We start from the raw sequence: 17,701 nt of genomic DNA, 5'->3' as shown, positions 1-17,701 counted from the left end.
CCTACGGCGGCAACGTAGCTACGCCGTGGCAGTGGAACGCGGGCGTGCGCTGGAGCTTCTAAAATTTTCAGGCGCAAGAGCCTGTAGTTTTTGCCAGAGCGTTACTCGACTTTAATTTTATATTTTGTTTTTGCGTCCGTCCTTCGGGGCGGACGCTTTTATAGTCTGCTGCGGTTGGCACGCTGCCGTCCGGGCATTTTTTGTCGCTTGCTGCGCGTAAAATTATTGACAGCGAAAGGGAAAAAGCATATAATTTATTAGTAATACCGTAAAAGGATGCGCTTGACAAGCATCCTTTTTCTTGTCTTTTAAATGCTTTTGTAGATTAAAGGTTAGGAGAGAATAAGCAGTATGATTAGAAACGATATTCGTAATATAGCTATTATCGCCCACGTTGACCATGGCAAAACTACCCTGGTAGACGCTATGCTGAAGCAAAGCGGCGTTTTCCGTGCCAACGAGCGCGTGGAGGAGCGCGTAATGGACTCCAACGATTTGGAGCGCGAGCGCGGCATCACCATTTTGTCCAAGAATACCGCCGTTATGCACGAGGGCGTGAAAATCAATATTCTGGATACTCCGGGCCATGCCGATTTCGGCGGCGAGGTAGAGCGCGTGCTGACCATGGTCGACGGCGTATTGCTGCTGGTCGACGCTTACGAAGGCCCTATGCCTCAAACTAAATATGTGCTGCGCAAGGCTTTGGAGCAGCATTTAAAGCCTATCGTAGTTATCAATAAAATTGACCGCCCTGACCAGCGTGTGGAAGAGGTTATCGACGAGGTGCTGGATTTATTCATCGAGCTGGACGCCGACGAGGACCAGCTGGAATTCCCCGTGGTTTTGGCCTCCGCCCGCAACGGCATCGCCAAGCTGTCCATGGATGAGGAAAGCGATTCCTTGGAGCCGCTGTTCAAGGTAATTCTGGAAAATATCCCCGCGCCCGACGTTGACGTAAACGCGCCGCTGCAAATGCTGGTCAACACTTTGGACTACGACGATTATGTTGGCCGTATCGTAGTCGGCCGCGTGGTGCGCGGTACTATTCATAACGGCGAGAATATTATGCTGATGGACGAAAGCGGCAACCGCTCCGGCAAAATCGGCCGTCTGTACACCTATCAGGGCTTGAAGCGCGTAGAGGTGCCGGAGGTGGAAGCCGGCGATATCGTGGCGCTGATTGGCCTGCAGGACGCTAACATCGGCGATACTATTGCCGACAAGGAAAACCCGGAAGCCTTGAAGGGTATTAAGATTGACGAGCCTACGCTGTCCATGCTCTTTTACGTTAATAACAGCCCCTTTGCCGGTAAGGAGGGCGAGTTCGTTACCAGCCGCCATTTGCGCGACCGTCTGTTTAAAGAGGTTAAGACCAATGTATCTATGCGTGTGGAGGAAACCGACAGCCCCGACGCTTACAAGGTATCCGGCCGCGGCGAGCTGCATCTGTCCATCTTAATCGAGACCATGCGCCGCGAGGGCTTTGAGTTGCAGGTGGGCAAGCCCAAGGTTATTATGCACCGCGACGCTACCGGCACCCTGCAGGAACCCATGGAGGCGCTGACCATCGACGTGCCGCAGGATTATATGGGCGCCGTTATGGAGGGCCTGGGCCTGCGCAAGGCAGAGCTGCAGAATATGACGGAAATGGCCGGTTATCTGCGTATGGAATTTAAGATTCCTGCCCGCGGACTGATTGGCTTCCGCAACCAGTTCCTTACCGACACCAAGGGTAACGGCATTATGAACCACGTTTTTGCCGGTTATGAGGATTATAAGGGCGAAATCCCCGGCCGTACCCGCGGCAGCCTGGTCGCTTTTGAAAGCGGCGAAACTACTTCCTACGGCATCGGCAACGCTCAGGAGCGCGGCACCATGTTCGTGGTTCCTGCCGAAAAGATTTACGAGGGTCAGCTGGTAGGCGAAAACAGCCGTGAGGACGATATGGACGTTAACCCCTGCAAAAAGAAGCACGTCAGCAATATGCGCGCTTCCGGCAGCGACGAAGCTATCCGTTTGATTCCGCCCCGCACCTTCTCTTTGGAACAGGCTTTGGAGCATATCAACGACGACGAGCTGGTAGAGGTTACTCCTAAATCCATCCGTATGCGCAAAAAAGTGCTGGACCGTCTGGAGCGCGGCAAAATGCGCGGTCGTATGAAGAACGCGCAGGCTTAATTTGTTTGACATTAAGTAAAAATTTTGCTACAATAAAAAATACAAGCAGGAAATACCCTGAAAGAGAACGAATATCTATACATTATACTTTCTTAGTTTGGAGGCGTCAGCCATGAATTTGAAAAATACGGCAATAAAGTTTTTTTCCTCTGCTGAGGAGGAAGAGCGTGTTGAGGAGTATGCTGGTCCGCGTCTGTTAAAAGCAGGACATTTGAATATTATGGTGCGCACTCCAAAAAGCTTTACGGACGTGCGCGAATATGCCGATTCCCTGATGAGCGGCTCCGCTATCCTGGTAAGCTTTGAAGCCGTGGACGCTGCGCTGAGAAACCGTATCTTCGATTATTTGAACGGCGTAAGCTATATCGTGGCCGCTTCCGTGTCCTTTATCAGCGACGATTTGCTGCTGTATGCGCCGGAACAGGTAGAGGTCAACAAAGAAAAGGGCGTAAAACGTACCGGTATGCGTTCTTGGCTGGGCTGATTCAGCTTTACTAAAAAATTAAGGCTGCTGCATGAAAATGCGGCAGCCTTTTTGTCGTTTCGCTGCCGTTTACGAGCGGCGCTTATCCTGCCAAAAGAAATGCCTGTTGCCAAAAAAAGCTGATGATGATATAATGAAACAGAATGATATTGGGAGTTCTTCTTAATTTCGCTTTTAAAATTTGTTTGCATTTGCTATCATTTTGAACGATGTGAAAATGCTTGTATATTGTGGACTGCTGCATGGGTGCAGTCCTTTTTTAGTAGATTTAGTGCCGCGGCAGAATAACGCTTCGGCGGCAGGAAGGGCAGGATACAGAATGACCAGGCATTTATTTAATTATTGCGCTATCGAATGGTACGAAAAGGAGCTGCGGGAGCAGGGCTGGAAGCTGGAGGAAATCGTCGCTTCTTTGGGCGTGGACGGCATCGAGCAGTTTGTTTATTCCTTGGAGCCGGTTCCCGGTCAGTACAAGGATTTAACCGTAGGCGTGCATTTGAATTATTGGCCCTATTGGATGGACTTCTGGCTGAAAAAGGCCAAGCGCTTGAAGCAGCAGTTCCGCAATATTCGCGAGCGCAATAAATATTTTAAGGACGCGATGAGCTGCGACGAGTGGCTGTCGGTTATCCGCCGTAATATCGGCGCGGCCGTGGCGCAGAATCCGGAGTATTTGGTGTGGCATGTGGCAGAAGCCAACAACGAGGAAATTTTTACCTACCAATTTAATTACAGCGACCGCGAGGTGCTGACCGCCGCCGCCGAGGTCTTTAACGCGGTGTGCGACGAGATTCCAGCTAACGTGGCCGTGTATTTTGAAAATTTGTGGTGGCCCGGCCTACGCCTGACCGACGTGCGCAATGTCAAATACTTTTTCGATCGCCTGCACCGGGATAACTTGGGCATTATGCTGGACACGGGTCATCTGATGAATACGAATCTGCGCTTGAAGAACGAAGCTGAAGGCGCGGATTATGTGTGCCGCGTTTATGAAAAGCTGGGCGATTATGGGAAGCTGGTTAAGGGCGTGCATTTAAGCTGCTCCTTGTCCGGAGCTTATCAGCGGAATCTGAGTCATCAGGCACCTGAGGATTTGAGCATGGAGCGGGTGTGGAAGCACATTACCGCCATCGACCAGCACCGGCCCTTCCACACGGAGGCGGCTAAGAAAATTTTGGATACCATTCAACCGGAGTATGTGGTACACGAGGTTGGCTACGACAGTATGAAGGATTTGCGCGAGCAGCTGCCCATTCAATTGCAGGCTTGCCGCTAATTAAAAATAACAGCCAGGAGCCGAGGCTCTTGGCTGCTGTTGTTTATGGGATAAAGGAGTATAAAATGCTAAAAAGGAGTATAGCGATAATAGCCGCTTTGCTGGCTTTGGCTAACGGCGCTGCGGCTAAGGATGCGGTGGACTATTATCTTACGGATAAGCTGAAGGGCTACTGCAAGGGAGAGTTCGTCGTCTTGAAGGACGACGACGTGAACTTCCGCAGCGCGCCGGAAAACGGCAAAGTGCTGAAGGTTTTGCAGTCCCTGCGTTTTGCGCTTTACGTTAATCAGGACAGGTGCGTAACGGGCATTTTGCTGGAACGGCTGGATAAAAAGGCTTGGAAAAAGCTGGCGCAGGGATAAATATGGCACGGCAAATCGACAGCGACTTTCTGCATCGGGCTTTGCGGCATTATTACGGCTACGACAGCTTTCGTCCGGGGCAGGAGAAAATTATTCAGGAAATTTTGCAGGGGCGGCCTGTGCTGGCCGTACTGCCGACGGGAGCAGGTAAAAGCGTCTGCTTTCAGCTGCCGTCGCTGCTGCTGAAGGGCGTGACGCTGGTCATTTCGCCGCTGATATCCTTAATGAAGGACCAGGCGGAAGCCTTAACGGCGCGGGGGATTCCGGCGGCTTATTTAGACAGCAGCATGACGAGCAACGAGTACGGCAGAGTGCTGCATGCGGCCTTGAACAAGCAGTGTAAATTTTTATATGTAGCGCCGGAGCGGCTGAATAATCCACAGTTCGTGGCCTTTGCCCAGCGAGCCTATATTACCATGGTGGCGGTGGACGAGGCCCACTGCGTATCCCAGTGGGGACACAGCTTCCGCAAGGATTATTACAATATTCCGCAGTTTTTGCAGCTATTGCCTGTGCGCCCGCTGCTGGCGGCGTTTACGGCTACGGCAACGCCCTTGGTGCGCCGCGATATTTGCAGCCGTTTGGAAATGCCCGGAGCAGAAGTGGTGGTGACTGGCTTTGACCGCCCCAATCTGCATTTTGCGGTAGAGCGCACGCAGGATAAGGACAGGTCGCTGCTGAATTTTTTAAAGCGGCATGAGAGTCAGTGCGGCGTTATTTACTGCGCTACTCGCCAAAAGGTGGAGCTGGTGACTAAGCTGCTGCTGCGGCAGGGGCATTTGGCGCTGCGCTATCATGCGGGGCTGACGCCCGGCGAACGGCGGGAGAATCAAAATTTGTTCGTCAGCGGGCAGGCGCCGCTGATTGTAGCGACCAACGCCTTCGGCATGGGCATCGATAAGGCGGACGTGCGCTTTGTCGTGCATTATAATATGCCCAAAGATATTGAAAGCTACTATCAGGAGGCTGGGCGCGCCGGACGCGACGGGCTGCCGTCGGAATGTTTGCTGCTGTACGACAGGGCTGATGTTGCGGTCAACACCTATCTTATCGGCCACGACCAGCCGGATTTGGCTTGGAAGGAACACGAGCTGCAGCTTTTGGAGAAAATGATTTTTTACTGCAATACCTCCGGCTGTCTGCGTAAGGTTTTACTGGAATACTTTGGAGAGCAGGCGCCGCTGCGCTGCGATAACTGCGGCAACTGCGACGCTAATAAAAACGCCAGCTGGCGCAGGTTTCTGCCCATATGAAAAGGACTTAGCCGCGAAGCTAAGTCCTTGATTTTTTGTGATTAGTCGATATCAATAACCTCGCCCGGTTTTACGACGAGTACCTTGCTGTCGGTTTTGCTTTCCACGTCGGCCTTGAAGGCGTCGACGTCTTGGGTGATGGGCGGCCAGGTATTATAATGGATGGGAATAACGTATTTGGCTTTTAAAAATTCGCAGGCAATGGCGGCGTCGTGTGGATCCATGGTGAAATTGCCGCCGATGGGCAGTACGGCGTAATCGAAGGGGTCCAAACGGGGCAGCAGCTGCATATCGCTAAACAGCGCAGTGTCGCCGGCAAAATAAACCTTGGCGCCGTAAAAATCAACTACGAAGCCGCAGGCATGGCCGCCGGGAACGCCTGCGCCATGGAAGGCCAGCGTTAAGCGCACCTTGCCGAAGGGGAACATATAGGTGCCGCCCAGGTGCATGCCGTGAGCCTGGCAGCCTGCTTCCGTCGCCATAGCGGCGATTTCCGCAGTAGAGATAATGGTAGCGCCGCAATTTTTAGCGATTTCAAAGGCGCTGCCTAAATGGTCAAAATGGCCGTGGCTGATAAAAATATAATCTACCTTAATATCCTTGGCGGTCAGGCCCTGGGGATTGCCGTCCAGGAAGGGGTCGAAAATAATAGCGGAATTATTTTTCGCAATGACGAAGCAGGCGTGATTGATATAATGAAATTTTGCAGCGGTCATAACAGATTCCTCCTTTGTGCAGGGCGCGTGCAGCCGCGCCTTCATTCTATAATTATATTATACTAAAAAAATAGGCGTTTGTGAATTAAATGCAAGAAGCTTTTGAAAACCTTTACAGCGGCTTACATTATGGGGTACAATGTTAGATATTAAACTTTGGGAGATTTAACTTATGGACTATAAAAAAATCGTAGCCGTTTGCATAGGCTTGAGCTTTTTGACCGCCGTGGGCATGAGCGAAGCCGAGGCCAAAAGCAAAACGGCGCAGGATGCCCAAAAGGTGGCGGCGAAGCTTTTGAAAAAGCAAAGCAAGAGCAAAAATAAAAATCAGGCGACGCTCAAGAGCGGCCCGCTGGGCGGCATTAATATTCTTACCAATGGGCAAAAAGCGCAGGCTGGCGCGGAAGTTAAGCAAAAACCGGAGCCTGCCGCGCCTGCTTCCGGGCAAAGCGGTCTGGTGAAGAAGGACGGTAAGGTTTATTTTTCCGGCACGGAGCTGCCTGATAATTATCAGAGCATCAGTATTTTCGGCGAGGCAGAGGCGACTAAGGCGCAGGCCGTGGCGCTGATTAAAGCCAACAATCCGCAGGTACGGCTGGCATGCAGCGTGGAGGAGCTGGTAGATTTATATTGGCAGGAGGCGGAGCGCGAAGGCGTCCGTCCCGACATAGCTTTGGCCCAATCCGTTGTGGAAACGGGCTTTTACCGTTACGGCGGCGACGTGCAGCATCATCAGAATAATTTCTGCGGCTTGGGGACTACTGGCGGCGGCGTGAGCGGCGCTTCCTTTAAAACGCCGGAAATCGGCGTGCGCGCCCATATTCAGCATTTGCTGGCTTATACGCAAAAGCGGCGGCCTAAGACGGCCATCGTCGACCCGCGTTACGAGCTGGCGCACAATATTCGTCTGGAGCGCGGCGTGGTGGACACCTGGTACGGGCTGAACGGCACCTGGGCTATGGGCAGCTTGTACTGCGAAAAAATCATGGCCGCTTACCAAAAGATGCTGGCTATGCAGGTAGAGGAGCCGAAGGACGAGGCCAAGCGCGAGGATAAGCAAGATAAAAATAAAAAAGATAAAAAGGCGCAAGGACGCGGCAGCGTGCGCGAGCGCATCGAGAAAATTTTAAAGGATAAAAAATAATTAGCAGGATAGATTAAAGCGAGGGATGTAAGTATGCATATAGTATTAGTGGAGCCGGAAATCCCCGGCAATACGGGCAATATCGCGCGGCTGTGCGCCGCTACCGGCTGCCATCTGCATTTGGTGCGGCCGCTGGGCTTTTCGGTGGACGATAAATATTTAAAGCGCGCCGGTCTGGACTACTGGCATTTGGTGGATATCCATTATTATGACAGCGTGTATGAAGTGTTGGAAAAATACAAGAGCAATTCTAAATTTTTGCTGACGACCAAGGCGCACAAATCCTACGCCGATGTGCGGTATGATGCGGACAGCCTGCTGATTTTCGGCAAGGAAACCGCCGGACTGCCGGAAAAGCTGCGGCAGGAATATGCGGACAGCTGTGTGCGCATTCCCATGATCGAGGAGGCGCGTTCGCTGAATTTATCCAATTCCGTGGCTATCGTGGCTTATGAAGCGCTGCGTCAGGTGGATAATTTTGCCGGTCTGACTCTTTATGGAGGCGAATATAAGTGATTATCATTAAAGAATTTGATTTTGACGCGGCTCATTACCTGCCGGCTTATAACGGCAAGTGCGAGCATCTGCACGGCCACACATATAAGTTGGTGGTGAAGGTGGAGGGTACGCTCGACCACGAGGGTATGGTTATCGATTTCATCAAGCTGAAAAACCTGGTGAAGCAGGAGGTGCTGGCGCATTTGGACCACGCCTGCATTAACGATATTATTCCGGCGCCGTCGGCAGAAAATATCAGCGTGTGGATTTGGCGCAGGCTGGAGCCGCTGCTGCAAACCGACCGGTACCATTTGCTTGAGATAGAGGTGTGGGAAACCCGCACCAGCGGTTGTGTGTACAGAGGAGAAGCATTGTGAAGGACGTACAAAGCGAAAAGGATTTGCGCCATATTCCCTTGAAGCATGTGGGCATTAAGAATTTGCGCTGGCCTATCGAGCTGATGGACAAGGAACGGGGTACCCAGCATAGCGTTGCTAAGGTGACGCTGGCCGTGGATTTGCCTCACGATTTGCGCGGTACGCATATGAGCCGTTTTGTAGAGTGTTTGCGTACCCTGGGGCCGGTGGGCTTAAACGAGATTGAAAATATTTTGGACAAGCTGAAGGAGCATTTGCAGGCGGAAAAGGCCTTTTTGCAGCTGGAATTTCCTTATTTTATTACGAAGGCCGCGCCGGTCAGCGGCATGACAGCGCCCATGGATATGGACTGCGTGTATAAGGCGGAAAAGGGCGAGCGCTTTAAGCTGCGCATTAAGGCCGTGGCGCCGGTGCAGACCTTGTGCCCCTGCTCGAAGGAAATCAGCGATTACGGCGCGCATAACCAAAGGGCGTGGGCGAAAATGGAAATCGAAGCCAACGAGCTGGTATGGCTGGGGGAGGAGCGGCCAGCCGTGGCTGACGCTGCCGCCAGCGCTCCGGTGTACGGCTTACTCAAGCGTCCCGATGAAAAGTTCGTTACCGAACGCGCCTACGATAATCCCCGCTTTGTGGAGGACGCAGTGCGCGAGATAGCTTTGCGCCTGGAGGCGGATAAGCGTATTACCTGGTACCGCGCCGAGGTGGAAAGCGTGGAGAGCATTCATAATCATAATGCCTTCGCCGTTGTAGAAAAGGGTGAGTGAAGATGCTGCTGAAAATTAACAGGGAGCTTTTGCCAGAAGCCATCGGCAGCGTGGGCGCTAACGCCGCCAGTCTGCCGATTTTTGCCAACAAATCCGAAATACTGCCCTATAAGCTGGCGCAGGTGCGCACTCCGGCCGCCAATATTTTAAAGCAGGAAATGCTGGCTGCCGCCGGCGACGCCGTAGTGCCGGCGGGCTGCATCGTCAACGCCGCTAAATATGTGGACGTGGTGCTGCTGGGCACGCGCAAGCATTATGCGCTGCTTTTGCGCAAGCTGGCGCTGATGCCGTACTTTGGCTTGCAGCAGATAGCGGAGGAGCTGCAGGCCGTTTTGCAGCCTGCGCCGCTGTTTACCACGCTGGCCGACGGCAGAAGGCTGACCTATGAGCAGCTGTGCGTTATGGGCATTTTAAATATTACGCCCGATTCCTTTTACGCAGGCAGCCGCGTGCCTTTGCAGGACGTGGTGGAGCGCGCAGGCCGCATGCTGAACGAGGGCGCGGGCATTCTGGATATTGGCGGCGAGTCCACCCGTCCGGGCAGCGACAGCGTGGATGCGGAGGAGGAGCGCCGCCGCGTCGTGCCGGTTATTACCGAGCTGCGCCGTGCCTATCCCCAGGCGGTGCTGTCCATAGATACCTATCGCGCCGCTACGGCAGCGCTGGCGCTGGCGGCAGGCGCGGACATTATCAACGATATCAGCGCTATGGAGGCCGACCCGCAGATGCTGGAGGTGGCGGTGCGCAATAACGCGCCCATCATTTTGATGCATATGCGCGGTACGCCGAAGAATATGCAGCAGAACTGCGAATATCAGGACGTAGTGCAGGAGGTGGCCGTGTATTTGGCGCAGCGGGCGCAGCTTTTGCGCGACCGCGGCGTGGGCGCGGATAAAATTATTCTGGACCCGGGCATAGGCTTTGCCAAGAATGCGGAGCAAAACCTGCTGCTGCTGCGGGACTTACATACTCTGACCAGCTTCGGTTATCCCGTGCTGCTGGCGGCTTCGCGCAAGAGCACCATAGGCGCGGCGCTGGGCGGTCTGCCGCCTGAGGAGCGGCTGGAGGGGACTATTGCCACCAGCCTGCAGGCGGTGTACGCGGGGGCGCAGCTGGTGCGCGTCCATGATGTGAAGGAAAACGTCCGGGCTATCAGAATGCTGGAGGCTATAAAAATGGCTGGCGGCAGGAGCGAGGATCATGAAAAATAAACAGCATACGGCCTATGTGGCGCTGGGCAGCAATTTAGGCGCTAAGGAGCAAAACCTGCGCCGGGCGCTGCTGCTTTTATTGCAGAACGGCATAGAGGTGGAGCAAGTTTCTTCCTTTATTACTACGGAGCCCTACGGCGTGACGGACCAGCCGCAGTTTTTAAACGGCGTGTGCCGCGTGCGCACTGTGCTGCCGCCCTTAGAGCTGCTGCGGACGCTGCTGGCGGTAGAGCGGCAGATGGGGCGCGTGCGCCTGCGCCATTGGGGCGAGCGCAATATAGATTTGGATTTGCTGCTTTACGAAAATGTGCTGTTGGATACGCCGGAGCTGCGCTTGCCCCACCCCGATATGCAGAACAGGGATTTTGTTTTGCTGCCCCTGGCGGAGATTGCTCCCGCTTTGCAGCATCCCACGCTGCATAAAAGCATGGCCGGCCTTAGGGACGAGCTGCTGGCGAAGCAGCGCGGTTGATATTGCAGCAATTAAATTTAGTGTAAGACGAAAGAAGTAATACTATGAATATTTCTCAGGAAGCTTTATTGAAGCGGTTTACTGCCTATGCGCAGATAGATACGACCTCGGACGATAAATCCGCGTCCTTCCCCAGTGCGGAGCGCGAGCTGGACTTAGCCCGCTATTTGACGGAGGAGCTGCAGCGCGTGGGCTTAAGTGAAGTAGAAATGACGGAGTACGGCTATGTGCTGGCGACCCTGCCTGCCAACGGAGCCGAAGCTGCGCCGGTAATTGGCTTAATCGCCCACATGGATACCAGCTGCGAGGCCAGCGGCGCTAACGTACAGGTGCAGCTGCATAAAAATTATGACGGCAGAGATGTCAAGCTGAACGATAAGGACGCGCTGCGGCCGGAGGATTTCCCGGAGCTGCTTAATTATGTGGGGCAGGATATTATTACCTCCGACGGTACTACTCTGCTGGGAGCTGACGATAAGGCAGGCGTCTGCGCTATCGTGACGGCCTGCGAATACCTGCTGGCCCATCCCGAAATCAAGCACGGCAAGCTGCGTCTGGCCTTCACGCCGGACGAGGAGGTTGGCCGCGGCACGGAGCATTTTCCGCTGGCAAAATTTGGCGCGGACTTTGCCTACACGGTGGACGGCGGCGCTTTGGGCGAGCTGAACTACGAAACCTTTAACGCCTGCAATGCGCATGTGGTTTTCCATGGCGTATCCGTTCATCCCGGCAGCGCGAAAAATAAAATGCGCAACGCTGTGACCATGGCCGCCGAATGGCAGCTGGCTTTGCCCATGGGCGAACGTCCGGAATATACCGAAGGCTACGATGGCTTTTATCATACGCTGCGCATCGAGGGCGGTACGGATAAAGTAGAAATAGACATGATTCTGCGCGACCACGATAAGCAGCTTTTAGAGCAGCGCAAGGAATATTTGCTGGGGCTTGCCCGCTTTATGCAGCAAAAGTACGGCGCAGATACGGTGGAATGTACGCTGAAGGATTGTTACTGCAATATGAAAGAATACATTACGCCGGTGTTTGAGATTGTGGAGCGGGCCGAAGCTGCTATGCGCACAGCAGGCGTGGAGCCGGTGCTGACGCCGGTACGCGGCGGCACGGACGGTTCGCTGCTGTCGGCTATGGGGCTGCCCTGTCCCAATATTTTTACCGGCGGGCACAATTTCCACGGCCGCTTTGAATACCTGCCCCTGCAGTCTTTGCAAAAGCTGGTGGAAGTTTTGGTGCATTTGGTGCAGGCGTGAGGAATTCTTATACGTATTAAATAAAATAAGCTGTATTTCCTGATTTGCGGAAGTACAGCTTATTTTTATGGCTTAACTATTTTCACTTTACGCCTTCACTCTGAAAATAATGGCATACAGTACGGGCAGCACGACCAGCGTCAGCAGCGTGGCGCCCGTCAGACCGCAGGCGATGGCTACGGCCATGGCGTTCCAGAATTGGCTGGCGAACATGGGGATAAGGCCCAGAATAGTAGTAAAAGCGGCCAGCATAATGGGACGGAAGCGGACGATGGCCGATTCGATAATAGCCTCGGCGGGCGTCATGCCTGCGTCCAGATGCTGCTGGATTTGGTCGACGATGACCATGCTGTTGCGGATGATAGTACCCGTCAGCGCCAAAATGCCCAGCTCCGCCATAAAGCCCAGCGAAGCGTTAAACAGCAGCAGGCCGAAAATTACGCCGATGATGCCCATGGGGGCGGTCAGCATAATGGCTGCCAGTTTGCGGACGTCCTGTAATTGCAGCATAATGAGAATCATAATCAGCAGAACCATAAAGGGCACGGGCTGCAGCAGATAGTTTAAAGTTTTTTTGCTGTCCTCCAGCGAGCCGCCGATTTCGATGGTCATGCCTGCGGGTAGCTGTGAACGCAGCTCTGCCAGCTGGTCATAAATTTCCTTGGTCACGTCGTTGCCCGTAACGCCGGGAACAAGACCGCCGTTGACGGTGATGGTGGGACGCAGGTTGCGCCGCCAGATGATATTATCCTCGCTGGTATATTCCACCCGCGCTACCTGGGACAGCGTAACCGCGCCTTTGCTGGTGGGGATAGCGACTGCCTCCAGCTGCGAAATATCGGCCCGTTCCTTGGGGTCCAGGCGGAAAACGATGCCGATTTCCTGGTCGCCCTCCAGATAGGTGGCGGCGGTGTAGCCGGATACCTGCGCCTGCAAAGCGGTGGCTACGGCCTGCCGCGTCAGGCCCATTTGCAGCAGCTTATCGTTATCAATGGCTATTTTAACGGCATTGCTTTGCTCCAGCCAGTCCAGCCGCGTCATATTCACATAGGGATGCGCCGCCATAACCTCGCGCACCTTTTGAGCGTAGGCCTTGACCTGCTTATCGTCGCTGCCGCTGACGCGCAGCATTACCGGATAGGGAGCGGGCGGACCCAGAGGAATAGTGCGGGAGTAGGCTACGGCCTCCGGCAGCTGCTCGGCTGCCAGCTGATTGATGCGTTTATCCAAACGCTGGCGCGCCTCCACGCTTTTGGCTACCACTACCCGCTGGGCGTAATTATCCCGCGGCTGCACCGGGTCGATAACCAGCACGAAGCGGGGCGCGCTTTTGCCGATATAGGTGCTGACGTGGTCCAGGTCTTCGTCGTCCTTGATGAGTTCGGTCAGCTTGCGCGCCGCGGCGTCGGTATTTTTAATGGAGCTGCCTTCGGGAAGATTCAGCTCTACTAAAAGCTCCGGACGCACGGAGGCGGGGAAAAATTCCTGACTGACAAAGCGCAGCATATAGACGGATACGCTGAGCAGCGCGGCGGTGATACCGATGATAATTGCCTTATGCTTCAGCGACCATTGCAGCAGGCTGCGGAACTGGCGATAGAAGAAACTGTCGTAGCTGTCGGCCTTAATGACGCTGGGGCGAATCCATTCGTAGCCCAGCACCGGCGCCAGCGTGGCCGATACCAGCCAGCTCAGCAGCAGCGTTACGCTCATCACGGGAAAGAGGCTGTAGGCAAATTCCGAAGCGGAAGCCTGGGAAAAGGCGATGGGCATAAAGCCCAGGCAGGTAATAACCGTGCCGGTGAACAGGGGCCAGGCGCAGGTCTTGAAGGCGTAGGAGGCGGCCTCCTTGCGCTCCATGCCTTCGGACATTTTGACTTCCATCAGCTCCACGACTACGATGGCGTCGTCCACCAGCATGCCAAGGGAAATAACCAGCGCGCCCAGCGATACCTTATGCAGGTCTATGCCCAGCGCCAGCATAGCGGCGAAGGAGCCCAGCAGAATCAAAGGGATGCAGCAGGAAATGACATAGCCGGCGCGTTTTCCCAGGCTGAACAGGCTGACGGCCAGCACGATAATGATGGCTTCGTATAAACTTTGGCTGAATTCGCTGATGGAATTTTTGACAACCTCCGGCTGATTGGCTACCTGGTTGAGTTCCAAGCCCAGAGGAAGCTCTTTTTGAATACGGGTTATTTCTTTAGCCAGATTTTCGCCCAACTGAATATTGTTGCCGCCGTCTTCCATGGAGATGGCGATGCCCACGGCAGGCTGGCCGTTATAATACATTAAGGGGTCGGGCGGGTCGGCGTAGCCGCGGCTGATTTGCGCAATATCGCCCAAACGGAATATTTTACCGTTGGCGTTAATGGGTATCGCCGCAATATTTTCCACGCTGCTGGGGCTGCCGGTAATGCGCAGGTAGGCGTTGGCCGTGTCCGTTTCCACCATGCCGGAGGGAGTAACGGCGGTCTGCGCCTTGACGGTGGCCGCGATGGTTTGCAGGTCCAGCCCCAGTCGCGCCAGCTTATCGGTCTGCATCTGCACGAAGATTTTTTCCGTCTGTACGCCGACCAGCTCTACCTTTTTGACGTCGGGGACAGCGAAAAAGTCCAGCTTGATTTTTTCCGCATACCGGCGCATATCCTCGTAGGAATAGCCGTCGCCGGTGAGGGCGTAAATATTGCCGTACACGTCGTCGAAGCGGTCGTTATAGTAAGGGCCGTAGCTGCCTGTGGGCAGCTTGCTTTGGGCGTCGCCCACCATATTGCGCAGCTCCAGCCAGCGCTGGCGCACCAGATTGCCCGTCACCTCGTCCTTGAGCGTGACGGTAATGACGCAGCTGCCGGGACGGGAATAGCTGGTGATTTTGTCTATCTGCGGCAGGTTCTGGATTTCCTTTTCAATGGTATTGGTCAGATGCATTTCCACGTCCTTGGCGCTGGCTCCGGGCCAGGCGGCGGACACCACCATCTGCTTGACGGCGAAGCTGGGGTCCTCGCTGCGTCCTAAGGCTTTAAAGGCAAAAAGCCCCATAACCAATACTAAAAAGGCAAAGAAGTATACTAATTGGCGGTGGTCGATGGACCAGGACGCCCAGTTGCTTTGTATTTTATCGTGCTTATCAGCGGACATCAGGGCTCACCGCCTTCCTCCACACGCACCTCCTGATTGGGGTTAAGCTTGCTCAGCCCTGCGGTAATAATAACGTCGCCGGGGGTTAAGCCGCCGGCAATGCGCACCATATTGCCTTCGTACCCAGCTATCTGCACGTCGGTCAGCTGGGCGCGCTTGTCGCGTACTACCCATACTTGGGGCTGTTCGCCTACCTGATAAAGCGCGTTGGCCGGAATAACCAGAAGCTGGGAGCTATCTGCGCCGCTGAGCAGCGTGACCTTGGCGGTCATGCCTAGGCGGGCGTCCGCAGGCAGGTCGGGCACGGCGATGCAGACCTTATAGGTGCGCGCTACCGGGTCGGCCATGGGAGCAATTTCCCGCACCGTACCCGCAGCAGTTACGTTGGGCAGCGCCCAAAAGCTGATTTGCGCAGGCTGGCCCAGCTGCACACGCGCGTCTTCGGGAACATTGATTTGTATTTCGCGCTGGCCGCTGCGCACCACCGTAGCGATGGGCGTCCCGGCGGCCACTACCTGGCCTATTTCCGCATTAACGGCGGCTACTACGCCGTCGGCGTCGCTGACGAGCTGCGTATAGCCCAGCTGATGGCTGCTGATGTTAGCTTGGGCCTGGGCCTGACGCAAAGCGGCGCTGGCTGCTTCCAGCTGGGTATTATATTGGTCGCGCATGGCTTCGCTGATGGCTCCCTGAGCATACAGGGAGTTATAGCGGGCGGCGTTGTCGGCTGCCAGCTTGTGGTTGGCGGCGGCGCTGGCCAGCTGGGCGCTGGCTGCCTCCACGTTTTGGTTAACGTCCTTGGGGTCCAGCGTCAGCAGCACTTGCCCGGCAGTCACACGGTCGCCCACGTTTACCAGACGGGCGTTAATCTTGCCTGCAACCTGAAAGGCCAGCTGGCTTTCGTAACGGCCGCGCACCTCGCCTGGGTAAACGCTGCCGTCGTCGGCTGCCGCAGCGCCTGCGGTAAAGGTGCGTACCAGCGGGATAACTTTGGCTGGCTCCGGCGTATTGGTAATATTGCGGTACAGAAGGGCTCCGCCTGCAGCCAGGACGAGCACGGCTAAGGCCAGGGCCAGCTTCTTTTGGTTAGCGGGATTACTTAGAATTTTTTTCATCATACTCACCACGCTGTACAAATTTAATCGTTTAATTAAATTATAGGCTCCTTGATGCGCCTGCGTCAAGCGACAAGAATGTGAAGTAAAAACAGGGCGTTGGGGCATAGAAAAAGCCCGGCCGCTATGACCGGGCGTGAGCGGTATTTAGTTTACTTAGCGGCGGCAAGTACGCGGGTCAGGGCGTCGATGTTGGCGCTCAGCTTATCGATTTTGCTTTCCATGCGTACCAGCAGGTAACAGCTCACCAGCATGGGGAAGCCATAATCGGCAGCCGCCGTCAGCAGCTTGTCCAGCTCCATGTAAATCAGCTCCTTATTGATGCTTGCTCCCCCAGCTACCTCAAGGAGTGGGCAAAAAAGTTTAGCGAAAACTTTGCTATCTTGTGCCCCCTCTGAGAGGGGGCTGGCATTTTGCTTGCAAAATGACTGGGGGAGTGAGCTTAATTACCTTACAGCAGCTCGGTCATGTTGCAGGTGTGCATGCGCGCTTCCGCAATTTCGGCCAGCTCGCCGGCAGCGTTTTCAAAAATCGCCTGCTCGATGAGCACCTGCATAGCGGCCTGTGCCTCGTCCAAGGTCACGTCCTCGCGGGGATTAGCCACGGTAATGATTTTCTTTTTGCCTTGATCGGTTTTGAATACTAATTGCAGTTCTTTATCCATGAATGAATACCTCCTGATTATTGTACGCCTTCCAGCTTAGACTTTTCGCTGACGGTTACGCTGTGAACCTGGTTAGCCATGAGGCCGCCCAGCGCGTTAGCAGCTGCCACAATAGCTTCGTCAGAAGCTGCCGCTTTGACTTTGTTGTAGGTGCGTGCTTTGGTTTTGATGGAGCCGTCGTCATTGTAACCATCCTCCACGTTTAAGATTAAAGAGCGTTTTTCGAGAGTTTTAGTGATGGGCATGAGTAATCTTCCTTTCTGTTTGATGTTGCAAACTCCCCCAGTCACCTTTGGTGACAGCCCCCCTCAAGGAGGGGGCACAAATTATGTTTCTTTAGAACTTCTTGTGCTCCCTCTTTGAGGGAGCTGTCGCGTAAGCGACTGAGGGAGTTTTTAAATTTCTACTAACAGCGGCACCTGCAAGGGCGCCGCTGCGCCTGCTGCACCAGCAGCTTGTGTACTGCTTAGTTCAGCGGGCGGGTGCGGCCTCAGCCTTTGGCTAAACTGCCGCGCCAGCTTCCGCAGGAAATGTCCGCCCTGGTGAAAGACCTTGGGGTCGGCAGCGTCGGGAACCCACAGTAAATCCCAGCGCAAGTCCGGGTCGCCGCTGCCGGGGCCGTAACCGTCGGCCACCGCAATTTCGCCGTGAGTGGCGACTGTTGCGTACTGAATGGGCAAATCCAGCGCCGTGCAGATAATGGCGATTATCCAGGCCATGGAACGCAGCTGCGCTTGGGTGGGCGGCGCAGCGCCGAAGTAAAGGCGGCTGCCGCAGGCTGCGT

Annotated in this window: 19 protein-coding genes; 12 read left to right on the top strand and 7 right to left on the bottom strand. The window is 54.6% G+C overall.

Going from position 1 to position 17,701, the window contains the following annotated elements; all coding sequences use genetic code 11:
* Positions 1-351: 351 nt before the first annotated feature.
* From typA to QZ105_RS07655, 5 genes are all read left to right on the top strand, one after another.
* Positions 352-2,178, top strand: coding sequence for a translational GTPase TypA (gene typA / locus QZ105_RS07675; protein ID WP_293729263.1), 1,827 nt, complete (start codon positions 352-354; stop codon positions 2,176-2,178).
* A 112-nt stretch (positions 2,179-2,290) separates the two neighbouring features.
* Positions 2,291-2,662, top strand: a complete 372-nt coding sequence (locus QZ105_RS07670) for a cell division protein SepF (protein WP_293729262.1) — start codon at positions 2,291-2,293, stop codon at positions 2,660-2,662.
* A gap of 319 nt (positions 2,663-2,981) precedes the next feature.
* The gene (locus QZ105_RS07665) at positions 2,982-3,938 is read left to right on the top strand and encodes a TIM barrel protein (RefSeq protein WP_293729261.1); all 957 of its coding nucleotides are present in this window, start codon (positions 2,982-2,984) and stop codon (positions 3,936-3,938) included.
* 65 nt (positions 3,939-4,003) lie between these two features.
* Positions 4,004-4,300 carry a hypothetical protein gene (locus tag QZ105_RS07660; protein WP_293729260.1) on the top strand — a complete coding sequence of 99 codons (297 nt, stop codon included), beginning with the start codon at positions 4,004-4,006 and terminating at the stop codon, positions 4,298-4,300.
* 2 nt (positions 4,301-4,302) lie between these two features.
* Entirely contained in the window at positions 4,303-5,553 is a 1,251-nt protein-coding gene (locus QZ105_RS07655) for an ATP-dependent DNA helicase RecQ (RefSeq protein ID WP_293729259.1), read from the top strand.
* A gap of 41 nt (positions 5,554-5,594) precedes the next feature.
* Here the strand turns inward: QZ105_RS07655 and QZ105_RS07650 are convergent, their stop codons facing one another.
* On the bottom strand, positions 5,595-6,269 hold the full coding sequence (locus QZ105_RS07650) for a metal-dependent hydrolase (protein ID WP_293729258.1): 675 nt from the start codon (positions 6,267-6,269) through the stop codon (positions 5,595-5,597).
* 172 nt (positions 6,270-6,441) lie between these two features.
* Between QZ105_RS07650 and QZ105_RS07645 the strand changes: the two genes are divergently transcribed.
* The 7 genes from QZ105_RS07645 to pepT are packed head-to-tail and all read left to right on the top strand — an operon-like array spanning position 6,442 to position 12,000.
* Positions 6,442-7,413 carry a glucosaminidase domain-containing protein gene (locus QZ105_RS07645; RefSeq protein WP_293729257.1) on the top strand — a complete coding sequence of 324 codons (972 nt, stop codon included), beginning with the start codon at positions 6,442-6,444 and terminating at the stop codon, positions 7,411-7,413.
* A 33-nt stretch (positions 7,414-7,446) separates the two neighbouring features.
* Positions 7,447-7,929 (top strand): tRNA (uridine(34)/cytosine(34)/5-carboxymethylaminomethyluridine(34)-2'-O)-methyltransferase TrmL, encoded by a 483-nt coding sequence (gene trmL, locus QZ105_RS07640; protein ID WP_293729256.1) that lies wholly within the window; start codon positions 7,447-7,449, stop codon positions 7,927-7,929.
* On the top strand, positions 7,926-8,288 hold the full coding sequence (queD, locus tag QZ105_RS07635; RefSeq protein WP_293729255.1) for a 6-carboxytetrahydropterin synthase QueD: 363 nt from the start codon (positions 7,926-7,928) through the stop codon (positions 8,286-8,288). The genes trmL and queD overlap by 4 nt, the downstream gene beginning before the upstream one ends.
* Complete coding sequence (folE2, locus tag QZ105_RS07630) at positions 8,285-9,052, top strand: GTP cyclohydrolase FolE2 (RefSeq protein WP_293729254.1); 768 nt, start codon at positions 8,285-8,287, stop codon at positions 9,050-9,052. The genes queD and folE2 overlap by 4 nt, the downstream gene beginning before the upstream one ends.
* A gap of 2 nt (positions 9,053-9,054) precedes the next feature.
* A complete protein-coding gene (gene folP, locus QZ105_RS07625) occupies positions 9,055-10,263 on the top strand; it encodes a dihydropteroate synthase (RefSeq protein WP_293729253.1) in 1,209 nt (402 codons plus the stop codon).
* Positions 10,253-10,735 carry a 2-amino-4-hydroxy-6-hydroxymethyldihydropteridine diphosphokinase gene (gene folK, locus QZ105_RS07620; RefSeq protein ID WP_293729252.1) on the top strand — a complete coding sequence of 161 codons (483 nt, stop codon included), beginning with the start codon at positions 10,253-10,255 and terminating at the stop codon, positions 10,733-10,735. The genes folP and folK overlap by 11 nt, the downstream gene beginning before the upstream one ends.
* 44 nt (positions 10,736-10,779) lie before the next feature.
* The gene (gene pepT / locus QZ105_RS07615) at positions 10,780-12,000 is read left to right on the top strand and encodes a peptidase T (RefSeq protein WP_293729251.1); all 1,221 of its coding nucleotides are present in this window, start codon (positions 10,780-10,782) and stop codon (positions 11,998-12,000) included.
* Between the two features lie 87 nt (positions 12,001-12,087).
* Here the strand turns inward: pepT and QZ105_RS07610 are convergent, their stop codons facing one another.
* The 6 genes from QZ105_RS07610 to QZ105_RS07585 all read right to left on the bottom strand — a co-directional run.
* Positions 12,088-15,138, bottom strand: coding sequence for an efflux RND transporter permease subunit (locus QZ105_RS07610; RefSeq protein WP_293729250.1), 3,051 nt, complete (start codon positions 15,136-15,138; stop codon positions 12,088-12,090).
* Positions 15,138-16,256 (bottom strand): efflux RND transporter periplasmic adaptor subunit, encoded by a 1,119-nt coding sequence (locus QZ105_RS07605; RefSeq protein WP_293729249.1) that lies wholly within the window; start codon positions 16,254-16,256, stop codon positions 15,138-15,140. The genes QZ105_RS07610 and QZ105_RS07605 overlap by 1 nt, the downstream gene beginning before the upstream one ends.
* Positions 16,257-16,405: 149 nt before the next feature.
* On the bottom strand, positions 16,406-16,555 hold the full coding sequence (locus tag QZ105_RS07600) for a YvrJ family protein (RefSeq protein ID WP_293729248.1): 150 nt from the start codon (positions 16,553-16,555) through the stop codon (positions 16,406-16,408).
* Positions 16,556-16,704: 149 nt separating this feature from the next.
* On the bottom strand, positions 16,705-16,917 hold the full coding sequence (locus QZ105_RS07595; protein ID WP_293729247.1) for a DUF2922 domain-containing protein: 213 nt from the start codon (positions 16,915-16,917) through the stop codon (positions 16,705-16,707).
* A gap of 17 nt (positions 16,918-16,934) precedes the next feature.
* Positions 16,935-17,162, bottom strand: coding sequence for a DUF1659 domain-containing protein (locus QZ105_RS07590; protein WP_293729246.1), 228 nt, complete (start codon positions 17,160-17,162; stop codon positions 16,935-16,937).
* Between the two features lie 150 nt (positions 17,163-17,312).
* The coding region (locus QZ105_RS07585) for an N-acetylmuramoyl-L-alanine amidase (RefSeq protein WP_293729245.1) at positions 17,313-17,701 on the bottom strand (389 nt) is incomplete at its 5' end.

Origin of the sequence: uncultured Phascolarctobacterium sp., from assembly GCF_905212365.1 — a bacterium.
In the GTDB taxonomy this organism is placed as follows: domain Bacteria; phylum Bacillota; class Negativicutes; order Acidaminococcales; family Acidaminococcaceae; genus Phascolarctobacterium_A.
The sequence above is the reverse complement of the archived record's forward strand: the minus strand, read 5'-3'. Positions and strand labels throughout refer to the sequence as shown.